This window comes from Microbacterium sp. 77mftsu3.1, assembly GCF_900100525.1.
In the GTDB taxonomy this organism is placed as follows: Bacteria; Actinomycetota; Actinomycetes; order Actinomycetales; family Microbacteriaceae; genus Microbacterium; species Microbacterium aquilitoris.
Window position 1 is genome coordinate 281,032 of the sequence record NZ_FNCR01000003.1, and the last position, 13,326, is coordinate 294,357.

Annotated in this window: 13 protein-coding genes; 8 read left to right on the plus strand and 5 right to left on the minus strand. The window is 69.0% G+C overall.

All coding sequences use genetic code 11. The annotated features are described in order from the left end of the window. Nucleotides 1–13: 13 nt before the first annotated feature. Together BLR68_RS09915 and BLR68_RS09920 are read right to left on the minus strand one after the other, a co-directional pair. Nucleotides 14–1,159 (minus strand): Gfo/Idh/MocA family protein, encoded by a 1,146-nt coding sequence (locus BLR68_RS09915; protein WP_018186975.1) that lies wholly within the window; start codon nt 1,157–1,159, stop codon nt 14–16. 81 nt (nt 1,160–1,240) lie between these two features. Next, nucleotides 1,241–2,287, minus strand: a complete 1,047-nt coding sequence (locus BLR68_RS09920) for a substrate-binding domain-containing protein (protein WP_018186974.1) — start codon at nt 2,285–2,287, stop codon at nt 1,241–1,243. A 320-nt stretch (nt 2,288–2,607) separates the two neighbouring features. On the opposite strand from BLR68_RS09920, the gene BLR68_RS09925 reads away from it, so the two are divergent. The 8 genes from BLR68_RS09925 (at nt 2,608) to BLR68_RS09960 (ending at nt 10,939) form a co-directional block, all read left to right on the plus strand. Continuing rightward, the gene (locus tag BLR68_RS09925; RefSeq protein ID WP_018186973.1) at nt 2,608–4,083 is read left to right on the plus strand and encodes a sugar ABC transporter ATP-binding protein; all 1,476 of its coding nucleotides are present in this window, start codon (nt 2,608–2,610) and stop codon (nt 4,081–4,083) included. Next, entirely contained in the window at nt 4,080–5,147 is a 1,068-nt protein-coding gene (locus tag BLR68_RS09930; RefSeq protein WP_018186972.1) for an ABC transporter permease, read from the plus strand. Before BLR68_RS09925 ends, BLR68_RS09930 begins: the two co-directional genes overlap by 4 nt. A 116-nt stretch (nt 5,148–5,263) precedes the next feature. Further along, nucleotides 5,264–6,442 (plus strand): ROK family transcriptional regulator, encoded by a 1,179-nt coding sequence (locus BLR68_RS09935; protein WP_018186971.1) that lies wholly within the window; start codon nt 5,264–5,266, stop codon nt 6,440–6,442. A 67-nt stretch (nt 6,443–6,509) separates the two neighbouring features. Then, on the plus strand, nt 6,510–7,187 hold the full coding sequence (locus BLR68_RS09940) for a YqaJ viral recombinase family protein (protein ID WP_018186970.1): 678 nt from the start codon (nt 6,510–6,512) through the stop codon (nt 7,185–7,187). 142 nt (nt 7,188–7,329) lie between these two features. Next, a complete protein-coding gene (locus tag BLR68_RS09945; RefSeq protein ID WP_018186969.1) occupies nt 7,330–9,015 on the plus strand; it encodes an MDR family MFS transporter in 1,686 nt (561 codons plus the stop codon). Between the two features lies 1 nt (nt 9,016). Beyond that, nucleotides 9,017–9,502 (plus strand): MarR family winged helix-turn-helix transcriptional regulator, encoded by a 486-nt coding sequence (locus BLR68_RS09950; protein WP_018186968.1) that lies wholly within the window; start codon nt 9,017–9,019, stop codon nt 9,500–9,502. 127 nt (nt 9,503–9,629) lie between these two features. Further along, a complete protein-coding gene (locus BLR68_RS09955) occupies nt 9,630–10,661 on the plus strand; it encodes an NADP-dependent oxidoreductase (protein ID WP_018186967.1) in 1,032 nt (343 codons plus the stop codon). Next, on the plus strand, nt 10,661–10,939 hold the full coding sequence (locus tag BLR68_RS09960; protein ID WP_018186966.1) for an acylphosphatase: 279 nt from the start codon (nt 10,661–10,663) through the stop codon (nt 10,937–10,939). Before BLR68_RS09955 ends, BLR68_RS09960 begins: the two co-directional genes overlap by 1 nt. Nucleotides 10,940–10,942: 3 nt before the next feature. Here BLR68_RS09960 and BLR68_RS09965 read toward each other — a convergent pair whose 3' ends face one another. From BLR68_RS09965 to BLR68_RS09975, 3 genes are all read right to left on the minus strand, one after another. Beyond that, a complete protein-coding gene (locus BLR68_RS09965) occupies nt 10,943–11,728 on the minus strand; it encodes an amino acid ABC transporter ATP-binding protein (protein WP_018186965.1) in 786 nt (261 codons plus the stop codon). Further along, on the minus strand, nt 11,715–12,383 hold the full coding sequence (locus BLR68_RS09970; RefSeq protein WP_018186964.1) for an amino acid ABC transporter permease: 669 nt from the start codon (nt 12,381–12,383) through the stop codon (nt 11,715–11,717). Before BLR68_RS09970 ends, BLR68_RS09965 begins: the two co-directional genes overlap by 14 nt. Nucleotides 12,384–12,459: 76 nt before the next feature. After that, nucleotides 12,460–13,257 carry an amino acid ABC transporter substrate-binding protein gene (locus BLR68_RS09975; RefSeq protein ID WP_018186963.1) on the minus strand — a complete coding sequence of 266 codons (798 nt, stop codon included), beginning with the start codon at nt 13,255–13,257 and terminating at the stop codon, nt 12,460–12,462. Nucleotides 13,258–13,326: the final 69 nt, after the last annotated feature.

A 13,326-nucleotide genomic window follows, 5' to 3' on the forward strand; every position in this document is an offset into this window, starting at 1 on the left:
GTCGCCCCGCGGGTCAGTCGTTCGTCGGCACCCAGCGACTGCCCGCCGCCGAACTGCGTTCCACCGCGTCGAGGACGCGCTGCACATGGAGACCGTCCGCGAACGACGGTCGAGGCGCGACCCCCTCGGCGATAGCCGTGGTGAAGTCCCGCACCTGGTGCGAGAACCCGTGTTCGTATCCGAGGATGTGTCCCGTGGGCCACCACGGCTCGAGGTAGGGATGACCGTGTTCGGTGACGAGGATGCGGCGGAAGCCGAGTTCGGTCTCGGCGGCGGTCGCGTCGTAGAACTCGAGCTCGTTCAGCCGCTCGAGGTCGAAGGCCAATGCGCCGCGGGTGCCGGACACCTCGACCCGGAGGGCGTTCTTGCGCCCGGTCCGGTACCGGGTCGCCTCGAAAGAGGCGAGGGCCCCGGAGCTGAGCCGGCCGGTGAACAGCGCGACGTCGTCGACGGTCACCCGTCCGCGCTCGGCGCTCGCGGTCCCCGACAGCCCGATGCCCTCACCCAGGAGCGGCCGTTCGTGGACGAGCGTCTCGACGATGCCGGACACGCTGTCGACCGTCTGTCCCGTGATGAACTCGGCCAGGTCTACGGCGTGCGCGCCGATGTCGCCGAGCGAGCCCGAGCCGGCCTTCTGCTTGTCGAGTCGCCAGGTCATCGGTGCCTCGGCATCCATCAGCCAGTCCTGCAGGTACTCGGCGCGCACCTGACGGATGTCGCCCAGTCGACCCGCGGCGACCAGGTCGCGGGCGAACGTCGCCGCCGGCACCCGCCGGTAGGTGAAGCCCACCATCGAACGGATGCCGCGCGCCTCGGCGCGAGCCGCGGCCTGTGTCATCGCCTCGGCCTCGGCGACGGAGTTGGCCAGCGGCTTCTCGCAGAGCACGTGCTTGCCCGCCGCGAGCGCGGCGATCGCGATCTCGGCGTGGGTGTCACCGGGGGTGACGATGTCGACCACGTCGACATCGTCCCGGGCGATCGTCGCGCGCCAGTCGGTGGAGGACTCCGCCCAGCCCCATTTGGCCGCCGCCGCCGCCGTCGACCCGGCGTCGCGGCCGGTCACGACGTGCAGGACGGGGTCGAGCGGCAGGTCGAAGAACCTCGGCGCGACCCGCCAGCCCTGTGAATGGGCGGCACCCATGAAGCCGTGGCCGATCATCGCGACCCGGAGCCTTGTCGTCATGACGGTGTCCTCTCGAAGAAGGTGGGGGCGCCCACGCACCGGGCGCCCCCGTGGTGATCACTCGAAGGCGAGGTCGATGTACTGGTCGACGTTCTCCTTCGTGACGACCGGCGCGTCGAGGACGATCCGGTTCGGGATGCCGGGGGTCACGATGTCCCCGAGGGTCTTGCTCTGCGCGATCAGACGGGCCAACGCCACGCCATCCGCAGCCTGCGTGGACGGGTAGATGACGGTCGCCTTGAGGACGCTGTCGTCCGCTTCGATGGCCTCCATGGCCGCCTTGCTGCCCGCGCCGCCCATCATGAAGAACTCGTCGCGGCCCGCGGAGGCGATGGCGGCGAGGACGCCGATTCCCTGGTCGTCGTCGTGATTCCAGATGGCGTCGATCTTCGGGTTGGCCGAGAGCAGCTGCGATGCCGCGGACTCGCCACCGGCGACCGTGAAGTCGGCGGCGACCCGGGCGGAGACGTCGAGTCCGCAGTCCTTCAGCGCGTCGGCGAACCCCTGCGACCGGTCCTGCGTGAGGGGTAGCGAATCGATGCCGGCGATCTCGGCCACGACGGCGTCAGTCTTCCCGTCGAGCTGTTCGCAGATGTAGGTGCCCGCAGAGACTCCCATGCCGTAGTTGTCGCCGAGGACGGTGGCCCGGGCCGCGAAGGGGCTCGAGAACTCGCGGTCGACGTTGATGACGGGGATGCCCGCGTTCATGGCGGCGATCGCGGCCTCGGTCAGGGCCGCACCGTCGGTGGGCAGGAGGACGATGGCGTCCACCTTGTCGTTGACGAACGTCTCCACGGCGGCGATCTGCGCGATGGGGTCGTTGGTTCCTTCCGCCGTTTTCAGCTCGACGTCGTCGAAGCTCGCGGCGGCGTCTGCGGCGCCGGAGTTGATGGCGCCGAGCCAGCCGTGGTCGGCTGCGGGACCGGAGAACCCGATCGTGACGGTGTCCCCGCTCTCCGCGTTCTCCTCCGACGTGGTGCCCTGCCTCTCGGCACCGTTCTCGTCGGCTCCGGTCCCCGTACAGCCGACCAGCAGGCCGACCGAAGCGGCGGCGGCGACGCCGGTCAGGATGAGGCGCGTGCGCGCCGTCATGCGTGAGCGCATGTCTTCCTCCTTGAATGTGATGCAGCTCTGGTGTGAAGCGACCAGCGCACCTCTCGGCCTCGAGAACGCACACGAGGAGGGTCAGCGCTGACGGGATGAACATAACAGAACGGATGTCGTGTCCGTCAACTTTTGTTTTTCTATCGTCAGAAGTACCGGCGCCAAAATCCTGAGCGTAAATGGTGGAATTTCGGGCGAGATGCTTCGGAGAGACTGCTGATATCTCGGCGCTGTGCCCCTCGCCAAAGGCTAGACGCGCATGTTATGTTCGCGACGTGATCAAAGATGACCATGAACCGTCATTACTCGAGGTGCGAGGAGTGACGAAGTCCTTCGCCGGTGTCCGCGCCCTGCGCGGAGTGGACCTCGACGTCCGCCCCGCCGAAGTGCACTGCATCCTCGGACAGAACGGTGCCGGCAAGTCCACCCTGATCAAGACCCTCGCTGGCGTGCACAGACCCGACGCAGGAGAGATCCGGTGGGACGGCGCGATCGTCGACATCCCCGACCCGGATGCCGGTCTCGCCCTCGGCATCGCGACGATGTACCAGGAGCTCGACGTCGTCGACGGGCTGACGGTGGCCGAGAACATCTTCCTCGGCCACGAACTCTCCCGCGGCGGATTCACCCGACGGGGCGAGGCGGCGCGGCGGACCCGCGAGCTGCTGCGACGACTCGGTCACAAATCCCTCTCGCCCCACGCCGAGGTCGGGCAGCTGAGCGCGGCCAACAAGCAGATCGTCGCGATGGCGCGAGCGCTCTCCCACGAGGTCAAGCTGATCATCATGGACGAGCCCTCCGCCGTCCTCGACAGCCACGAGGTGCAGAACCTGTTCGGCGTGGTGCGCGAGCTGACGGCGGCGGGGATCGCCGTCGTCTACATCACCCATCGCCTCGAGGAGATCCGCCAGATCGGCGACCGCATCACGGTCCTCAAGGACGGCCGGACGACGGCGACAGGACTCGCCGTCGCCGACACGCCGACACCCGATCTGATCCGCCTGATGACCGGGCGCGACGTCGCGAACGTCTTCCCGCCGTCCTCCCCGCCCGCCGCCGACGCCCCGGTGGTCCTCGACGTCCGAGACCTGTCGCTGCGCGACGTGTTCGAGGACGTGACCTTCCAGGTGCGCGCCGGCGAGGTCGTCGGTCTCGCCGGCCTCGTCGGATCGGGACGATCCGAGATTCTCGAGACCGTCTACGGCGCCCGCCGCGCGACCTCCGGCACCGTCACCGTCGCGGACCGGCCCCTGCGCCGGGGCTCCGTCGTCGACGCCGTCGCGGCGGGGGTGGGGCTCTCCCCCGAGGAGCGCAAGAGCCAAGGCCTCGTCCTGGACGAACCCATCGCGATGAACGTGACCCTGCCGTCGATGTCGAGGTTCTCGCGCGGTGGCTTTCTGGACTTCCGCGGCGAGCGCGCCGCGGCTCGCGAACAGATCGAGGCGCTCGAGCTCCGACCCGCCGACCCCGACCGGCCCGCACGCACGCTGTCGGGCGGCAACCAGCAGAAGATCCTGCTCGCCCGTTGGCTCGTGCACGGAACGCGGGTCCTCCTCCTCGACGAGCCGACCCGCGGCGTCGACGTCGGCGCGCGCGCCGAGATCTACGCCCTCATCCGCCGACTGGCAGCCGAGGGCAACGCGGTCGTCGTGGTCTCCAGCGAGATCGAGGAGGTGATCGGCCTCGTCGACACCGTGCTCGTCGTCGCGGAGGGCCGCATCCTCTCCACCCTTCCGTCCTCCGAGATCGACGAGCACGGCGTGCTCGACCTCGTCATGAAAGGAACCGCCGCGTGAGCGAGCAGACCACCGCCGGGGCGGACACCCCGCTGACCTCGACCGACGCACCTCCGACCACGTCGACCGTCACGGTCGAGGACGCACCCCTCTGGCGCCGCGTCCTGTCAGGGTCGGTCGGACGCAACATGGGCCTGGTGCTCGCGCTGCTCGTCCTCGTCATCGTGGGCGCGGCATCCGCCCCCGACACCTTCCTCGGCCTGTCGAACATCATGGTGATCCTGCGCCAGGCGTCGATCGTGGGCGTGATCAGCATCGGCATGACGCTCGTCATCATCGCCGGCGGAATCGATCTCTCGGTCGGGTCCGTCCTGGGCCTCGCATCGGTCGTCGGAGCGCTGGCGGCCGTCCAGGACCTCGCAGACCAGACCCACTGGATCGTGATGGTCATCGTCGCCCTCGCGGTCGGCGTCTTCGCGGGGTTCCTGAACGGGATCGTGATCGCCTACGGCAACGTCGTCGCCTTCATGGCCACTCTGGCCATGCTCGTCGGGGCGCGCGGGTTCGCCGAGATCCTCGCCAACCGCAGGACGCTGCAGGTCGGCGGACAGCGCGAGTTCATCACGTTCATGAACCTCGACATCCTCGGAGTCGACATGCTCATCTGGATCTTCCTGGTCGTGTCGGTCCTCGGCTGGGTGCTGCTGAACCGGACCATCTTCGGTCGCCGCACCGTCGCCATCGGAGGCAACCGCGAGGCGGCACGCCTGGCCGGCATCAACGTCAAGCGCCACGTCATGTACCTCTACGCGATCTCGGGCCTGTGCGCGGGAATCGCCGGCGTCATGATCCTCGGGCGCACGACCGCGGGAGCGTCGGTCAACGGGCAACTCCTCGAGCTCGATGCGATCGCGGCGGTCGTGGTGGGCGGAACGCTCCTCATCGGCGGCCGGGGCACCGTGACGGGGACCGTCTTCGGCGTCCTGATCTTCGCCACCCTGACCAACGTCTTCGTTCAGAACAACATGTCGTCGTCGGTGCAGGCCGTGGCGAAGGGCGTCATCATCGTCATCGCCGTGCTGCTGCAGCAGCGGTTCGCGCGACCGGCCGGCCGGACCTCCTGACGCCACACGCGCCGCAGGCCGACGAGGTCACATGCACGTCAGACATAGCGCGGCGGTGGAGAATCGACGGATGTCGAGGCGTGCGCCCGATCGCAGGACCCGGAAGAGATGATCCGATGACCGACTCCCCCGCCCTGGCTCCCGGAGCCAGCGAGCTTTTCCAGCTGCTCCGCGACGGGGCACCCCGCACCCGTGCCGAACTCGCCAAGTCGACGGGTCTCGCACGGTCCACGATCGCGGCGCGCGTCGAGGAGCTCATGCGGATGGGTCTGGTGACGGCGGTGGCGGACAAGGTCTCTACGGGCGGTCGCCCTCCGTCCCAGTTCGCCCTCAACCCGGCAGCCCGGGTCGTCATCGCCGCGGATCTGGGGGCCTCCCACGCGACGGTCGCTGTCAGCGACCTGGCCGGAGTGGTCCTCGCGCAGTCGTCGGAGCCCATCGACATCGCCGACGGCCCGGACTCGGTGCTCGCGTGGTTGCTCGACGTCGCGCGACGGCTCCTTGCGCAGGTCGGTCGCGACGATGCCTCGGTGGCGGCGATCGGCATCGGCGTGCCCGGACCCGTGGAGCACTCGAGCGGCCGGCCGTCCAACCCTCCGATCATGCCCGGCTGGGACCGGTTCGACATCCCCGGCCGCCTCCAGGAACACCTCCCGGTACCCGTCCTCGTCGACAACGACGTCAACACGATGGCCCTCGGCGAACGCGCCGCGGCATGGCCCTCAGTCGAGGATCTGCTCTTCGTCAAGATCGCGACGGGGATCGGCGCAGGACTCATCTCAGATGGGCAGCTCAGGCGGGGCGCCCAGGGCGCAGCCGGCGACATCGGCCACGTTCATGTGGCTCGCGGCGGCGATGTGCCGTGCACCTGCGGCAACCGGGGCTGCCTCGAGGCACTCGCCTCGGGACCGGCGATCGCGCGCGGGCTGCGCGCGATCGGCGTCGACGCGCGCACCTCGAACGACGTCGTCGAACTCGTCAAGCGGGGAAACGTGGAAGCCATCCAGGCCGTCCGGCAGGCGGGCCGTGACATCGGGGAGGTCCTCACCACCTGCGTCAGCCTGGTCAACCCCTCGGTGATCGCCGTCGGCGGGTCGATGGCCCGCGTCGGAGAGCACCTGATCGCCGGCATCCGCGAGGTCGTGTACTCCCGATCCGCCCCGCTGGCGACGGCGCATCTGTCGATCGTCCAGTCCGCGACGGGCGCCGACGCCGGCGTTCTGGGCGCGGGGATGCTGGCGATCGAGCACGCGCTCTCGCACGACGTCCTCGCCTCGACGTCACTGAGGGCGTGAGCATCATCGCCGTCGGCATCCGGCGGGTCGGGGCGAGCCTGCGGGAGGGGCGACTTAGGATCGACGGGTGACTCCCGAACTCGCTGCCCGGATCGTCGCGGACTCCCGCGACCGGGTCGCGTGGATGCGGGCTCGCTCCCGCGGGATCACCGCCACGGACGTCGCGTCGCTCACGAGCGAGCGCGCCATCGCCCGGGCGGCCGAGGCCAAGCTCAACGGGTCGGGATTCAGCGGCAACGCCTACACCGACCACGGCCGACGCCGCGAGCCCGAGATCGCCGCGTGGGTGGCGGCGACCCACGGCATCCTGCCCTCGTCCGCCCTGTTCCACGCCGAGGTCGAGAAGCGTCACCTCGCGACCCCTGACGGGATCATGGTGGATGCCGGGGGCCGTGTCGTTCTCGCGGAGATCAAGACGACCAACAAGATCTGGAAGTCGATCCCCCGCACCTACATGCGTCAGGTGTGGTGGCAGCAGCACGTCCTCGGCGCCGAGCGGACGCTCGTCGTGTGGGAGGAGCACCAGGACTTCGTGCCTCTCCGGGACGAGCCGCGCTGCGCGTGGATCGACCGGGATGAGGCCGAGATCGGCGCGCTCGTGCATTTGGCGACGTCCCTCATCGATGAGCTGTACCGCCGCACCACCGGAAACACCCCGCCGCGACGCGAGCAGCCTGCACCGGTCAGTCGTCGTGAGCAGCTGCGCGAGCGCGACATCTTCCGCGCGCTCGCCCTCGCGGACTGACCGCAACGCGATCTCGGAGCTGCGGTCCGCCTTCTCGGCGCGCCCGTACGTCACGCGCTGCAGATAGTTGACACGGATCAATCATCAGCATATAGTTGACTTCTCTCAATCTTTGATGTGAGTCAACCATCTGGAGCTGTACATGACCACCACCACTCCGACCCGGCGTCGGGTGCTCGCCCCCCTGTCGGGCCTTCTTCTCGGCATGTTCGTCTCGATGATCGCCTCGACCGTCGTATCGACCTCCCTTCCGGTGATCATCCACGACCTGAACGGCGACCAGGGCGCCTACACCTGGGTCGTCACCGCCACCCTCCTCACCACCGCGATCTCGACCCCGATCTGGGGCAAGCTCGCCGACCTCATGGGCCGCAAGACGCTCTACCAGATCGCCCTCGTGATCTTCGTGCTGGCGACCGCCGCCGCCGGATTCGCGCAGGACCCCGGCACGCTCATCGCCTTCCGCGCCGCGCAGGGCGTCGGCGCCGGTGGCCTCGCCGCCCTCAGCCAGGTGCTGATGGCCGACATCATCAGCCCGCGCGAGCGCGGACGCTACATGGGCCTGTTCGGGGCCGTCATGGCCGTCGCCACGGTCGGCGGGCCTCTCCTGGGCGGTGTCATCACCGACGGGTTCGGCTGGCGCTGGAACTTCTTCGTCTCGCTCCCTGTCGCCGTCGCCGCCCTGATCATGGTGCAGCGCACGATCCCGGCTTCTGCCGCATCCTCGCGCCGACCGAAGATCGACTACATCGGCATCGTCCTCCTCTCCACCGCCGTCTCGCTCCTGCTCATCTGGGTCACCAACGCCGGCCGCAGCTACGACTGGTGGAGCACCGAGACGATCCTCATGGTCGGCGGCGCCGTCCTGGCCGCGATCCTGTTCGTCATCGTCGAGCTCCGCAGCTCGGAGCCGCTCGTCCCGCTGACCCTCTTCCGCGACCGCACGTTCACCCTCGCGGTGGTGGCCTCGATCGCGACCGGCATCGCGATGTTCGGTGCATCGGTCTTCCTCGGCCAGTACATGCAGATGGCCCGCGGCGCGACCCCGACCGAGGCGGGCCTCATGACGATCCCGATGATCGCGGGTCTGCTGCTCTCCTCCGTCGGCGTCGGAGCCCTCATCACCCGCTACGGACACTGGAAGCCGTACCTCGTGGTGGGCAGCATCCTCCTGACCGCGGGCGCCGCCCTCCTGTCGACCATCCACTACGACACCGACTTCTTCCTCGTGTCGGTGTACATGTTCCTGCTCGGCGCCGGTGTCGGCATGACGATGCAGAACCTCGTCCTGGCGGTCCAGAACAGCGCGAAGCCGAGCGAGATCGGCGTTGCGAGCTCGGGAGTCACCTTCTTCCGCAGCCTCGGCGGCACGATCGGCGTCTCACTCATGGGCGCCGCCCTCGCATCGCGGGTCACCGACCTGTTCACCGGCGCGCAGGATCGCATCGTCGCGGCGCTCACCGCGCTCGGCCCGGCCGGCGCGCCGTGGGGAAAGCAGCTCAGCTCGGGAACGCTCCCCCGTGTCTCGGAGATGCCTGACCAGCTCCGCGTCATCGTCGAGGACATCTACGCCCAGGGGATCTCGTCCGCGTTCCTCATCGCGGTGCCCTTCGGCATCCTGAGCATCATCGCGGTGATCTTCCTGCCGAATCGGTCGCTGAGCACGATGACCACCTCGGAGCGTCGCAACGCGTCGGAGGCGGACCTCGCGACCGTCTCGGTCCCCGCCGGGATGGACGGCATCACCGCCACCGGCACCGTGCCCGTCACCGGTTCCGACGTCGACACCGACGCCCGCTCCGAGGCCGAGGCGCCGACCCGCCGATAATATGGCCGAGATGTCTACGCAGTCCGATCGAGAGGCGCGCACCCTGGCGGTGCGCGCCCTCGAGGGTGAGTTCAGTGATCTGATCGCCCTGTTCCGCCGCCGGATCACCGAGAACGCGAACCGGGTGAGCCCCGGCATGCTGCCGGGTGCGTACAAGGTCTTCACGACGATCGCGCGGCACGAGCCTGTAACGCAGTCCGCTCTTGCCGAGATGCTCGCGGTCGACAAGGGCCAGCTGAGTCGCACCGTCCGGGAGCTGGCCGATCTGGACCTCATCGAGCGCACCCCTGACCCGACCGACGGTCGCTCCAGCCTCCTGTCCGCCACGGCGCACGGTCACGAGCGCCTCGCGGATGCACGCGGCCCGCAGGAGGGGGCACTGCTCGAGGCCCTCAGCGACTGGCGCGTCGAGGACATCGAGAACCTCGCACACCTCCTGCACGCCCTGGTCGCCGGATCGCGGCCCGACGGCAGATCTCTCACCTAGGCCCCGCCCCGGGCTTCTTGCCCCGGTGATGCCGACGTAACACCGCCGAGACAATGGCGAGGTTGACTGGTCATCCACCGAGCACCTAGAGCGCCCGCCGTCGAGCGCTGGTGAGAAGGAGCCGCCGATGCGATTCCGGCCACTGCGATCCGCAACCCCCACCGCGAGCGACATCGTCGAGGTGACCGCTCCCCCCGCTGCCATGCGCGCCGTCGTGTACGACGGGCCGGGCGATGCCGGGGTCCTGCGCGAAGCCGACATCCCGGTCCCCGAGCCGGCTCTCAGCGAACTGCTCGTGCGCGTGGTCGCCGCCGGCACGAATCCCATCGACGCGAAGACGCGTTCCGGCCGGGGCGTCTCGGGGCAGATCCCCGAGTATCCCTCGACCCTCGGGTTCGACTTCAGCGGCATCGTCGTGAAGAGCCCCTTCGAAGCTCACCCCCTGCAACCGGGTGATCAGGTCTTCGGCATGGTCCCCTTCCCGCGGTCGGGCGGGACCTACGCGGAGTACGTGGTCGTGCCGACGCTCTCCGTCGCCCGCAAGCCCGCGTCGCTGTCGCACGTCGAGGCCGCCGGGGTCCCCCTGGCCGCGCTCACGGCCTGGGGACTGGTCGTCGAGACCGCTCACGCGCATGAGGGTCAGCGGGTTCTCATCCACGCCGGATCCGGGGGTGTCGGCCACTTCGCCGTGCAGCTGGCCGCCTACTTCGGAGCCCATGTCACCGCGACGGGATCCGAGGGCAACCTCGGGTGGCTGCGCGAACTCGGGGCGTCGGTCGCGATCGACTACGCGACGACCCGGTTCGAGGACGTGGTCGGCGACATGGACGTCGTGATCGACCTCGTCGGCAACGTCCACGACGACACGGGCGCCCGCTCTCTCGGCGTCCTGCGGCCCGGGGGCCTGTACATCATGGTCCCGACGGGCGGATGGGACGGCTACGCGGATGCCGCCGCCTCGGCCGGCGTGCGCGCGACGACGTACAAGGTCGTGCCCGACGGGTCGGTGCTGGCGACCCTCGGTCGGCTGCTCGACTCGGGCGCCATCCAGGTCTACATCGACAAGGTCTTCGACCTCGCCCACGCCGCGGACGCGCACCGCGAGGTCGAGCGGGGTCACGTCCGCGGCAAGGTCGTCCTCAGCGTGACGGAGGCGTGATGCGGCGCATCCGTCTGGTCGTCCGCGGCATCGTCCAGGGCGTCGGGTTCCGCTACTCCCTGCAGCACATCGCTCGCGGCGCGGGCGCGACGGGATGGGTCAGGAACCTCGCAGGCGGCTCCGTCGAAGCCGAGGTGCAGGGGGATGCCGCCGCCGTCGAGTCCGTGGTGGAGTGGGCGGCGACCGGCCCGCGCGGAGCGGTCGTGGACCACGTCGCGATGACCGAGCTGACGCCGGTCACGGACGAGGACGGGTTCGAGATCCGGCGCGACGCCTGAGGCTCAGTCCTCGAGCGGACGCAGGATGCGGTCGAGGAATCGCCGCGTGCGCTCGTTCGTCGGCGCGGTGAAGATGTCGCGCGGATGCCCGCGCTCGACGATGACGCCGTCGTCGAAGAACACGACCTCGTCCGCCACCTGCCGCGCGAAGGCCAGCTCGTGCGTGACGATGACCATCGTCCACCCCTCCTCGGCGAGCTCCTTCAAGACGAGGAGCACCTCGCCGACCAGCTCGGGGTCGAGCGCGCTCGTCGGCTCGTCGAACAGGAGCACGTCGGGCGCGAGGGCGAGCGCCCGGACGATGCCGACACGCTGCTGCTGACCGCCGGAGAGCTCGTGCGGGTACGCATCGCGCTTCTCGGCGAGTCCCACGCGACCCAGCAACCGTTCGGCCTCTGCGGTCGCGGCATCCTTCGACGCACCGTGGGCGTGCACGGGACCTTCGATCACGTTCTCGAGCACGGTGAGGTGCGGGAACAGGTTGTTCTGCTGGAACACCATGGCGGACCGGTCGCGGAGGGCCGCGCGGTCGAGCTTGGCCGCGCGGCCCTTGAGAGGCTGTGCGAAGTCGTGACGCTGACCATCGGAGAAGGCGACGACACCGGCGTCGGGGGTCTCGAGGCCGTTGAGGCAGCGGAGGACCGTCGTCTTGCCCGAACCGCTGGGGCCGATCAGGCAGACGACCTGCCCGGGCGCGACGGAGAAGTCGACGCCGTCGAGGACGACGTTGTCGCCGAACGACTTGCGGAGCCCGGTGACGGCGAGAAGGGGTGCGTCAGTGTGCGACACGGCGGTCGAGCCTCCGTTCGATGCGGTCCTGGCCGAAGGACAGGACGAGGCAGAAGAGCCAGTAGATGAACGCCGCCTCGATGTAGATGACGAGGAACTCCGAGGTGAAGGCGGCGATGCGCTGCGCCGAGAGGAAGAGCTCCGCGACGGTGATCTGGGCCACCAGCGACGTGTCCTTCACGAGAGAGATGAAGGTGTTCGACAGCGGCGGCACCGAGACGCGGGCCGCCTGCGGGAGGATGATGCGCCGGAGCACCGTCGCCCGCGAGAGCCCGACGGTGAAGCCCGCCTCCCACTGCCCCTTCGGCACCGACAGGATCGCCGCCCGCACGACCTCAGCGGCGTATCCGCCCACGTTCAGCGAGAGGGCGATGACTGCAGCGAGGTACTCATTGATCAGGACACCGATCTGCGGCAGACCGTAGAAGATCACGAAGATCTGCACGAGCAGCGGCGTACCGCGGATGGCGGAGATGTAGACACGCGCCACGCCGGAGAGAAGCCGGTTGCCCGAAATCCGCATCAAGGCGGCCGTGATCGCAAGCACCAGTCCGAGCGCGAAGGAGATCAGCGCCAGCGGGATCGTCGCGGTGATCCCGGCGCTGAACATCGGCCAGAACGAGGTCAGGATCAACTGCCATGTATCGGCGTCCACCGGCATCCTTTCGCAGAACAGGGAACGGGCTCGGCGGTCGCGTTACCGCGCCGCGCCGAGCCCGTCGACACGAATGTCACTCGGTGACGTCGGCCCCGAAGTACTTCTCGCTGATCTTCGCGAGGGTTCCATCTTCGCGCAGGTCGTCCAGCGCACCGTCGATCTTCTCGATGAGCGCCTTCTTGCCCTTGGTCGTGACGACGGCGCTCTTGGCGGGATCGGTCTCGGCGGCGATCTTCAGCCCAGTGGGACCGTCGGTCTTCTCGTAGTCGAGGAAGGTCAGCTTGTCGTTGACAGTCGCCTCGACGCGGCCCTGGCGCAGCAGCTCGACAGCCTGCGCCCAGCCCTCGATCGGGGTGACGTCGGCACCGGCCTCTTCGGCGAGCTTGTAGAAGTTGCTCGTGAGGGACTGCGCTGTCTTCTTGCCCTCGAGGTCGGCGAAGCTCGAGATCGAGTCGTCGCTGTCCTTGACCACGACGACGCTCGGCGACACCGTGTACGGCTCGCTGAAGAGGTACTTCGCCTCGCGCTCGGGGTTGATCGAGACCTGGTTGGCGATCACGTCGACGCGACCCGCGTCGAGCCCGGCGAAGATGCCGTCCCACTGCGTCTCCTTGAACTCGATGTTGAGGTCGAGCTTCTTCGCGACGGCTTCGATGATCTCGACGTCGTAGCCGACGAGCTTGCCGCTCTCGTCGTGGTAAGTGAACGGACGGTACGTGCCCTCGGTCGCGACGGTCAACGTACCGCCCTTGGCGAGACCGAGGTCGTCACCACCGGCGCCGGGAGCATTCGAGCTCGAGGAGCAGGCGGTCAGAGCCAAAACGGCGCTGAGGGCGAGGGCTCCGAGGGCGGCGGTACGACGACGGGACATGGGTCTCCTTGGTGAGGGGGAAGGGGAGGCACGCGAAGGCTGTGGCCCGCACGGACCCCCAGTACAACA

What these genes read in the sequence shown, in the direction of transcription:
- BLR68_RS09915 (WP_018186975.1), bottom strand. Translation starts at nt 1,159, where the DNA reads ATGATCGGCCACGGCTTCATGGGTGCCGCCCATTCACAGGGCTGGCGG.
- BLR68_RS09920 (WP_018186974.1), bottom strand. Translation starts at nt 2,287, where the DNA reads ATGCGCTCACGCATGACGGCGCGCACGCGCCTCATCCTGACCGGCGTC.
- BLR68_RS09935 (WP_018186971.1), top strand. Translation starts at nt 5,264, where the DNA reads ATGACCGACTCCCCCGCCCTGGCTCCCGGAGCCAGCGAGCTTTTCCAG.
- BLR68_RS09945 (WP_018186969.1), top strand. Translation starts at nt 7,330, where the DNA reads ATGACCACCACCACTCCGACCCGGCGTCGGGTGCTCGCCCCCCTGTCG.
- BLR68_RS09950 (WP_018186968.1), top strand. Translation starts at nt 9,017, where the DNA reads ATGGCCGAGATGTCTACGCAGTCCGATCGAGAGGCGCGCACCCTGGCG.
- BLR68_RS09955 (WP_018186967.1), top strand. Translation starts at nt 9,630, where the DNA reads ATGCGATTCCGGCCACTGCGATCCGCAACCCCCACCGCGAGCGACATC.
- BLR68_RS09960 (WP_018186966.1), top strand. Translation starts at nt 10,661, where the DNA reads ATGCGGCGCATCCGTCTGGTCGTCCGCGGCATCGTCCAGGGCGTCGGG.
- BLR68_RS09975 (WP_018186963.1), bottom strand. Translation starts at nt 13,257, where the DNA reads ATGTCCCGTCGTCGTACCGCCGCCCTCGGAGCCCTCGCCCTCAGCGCC.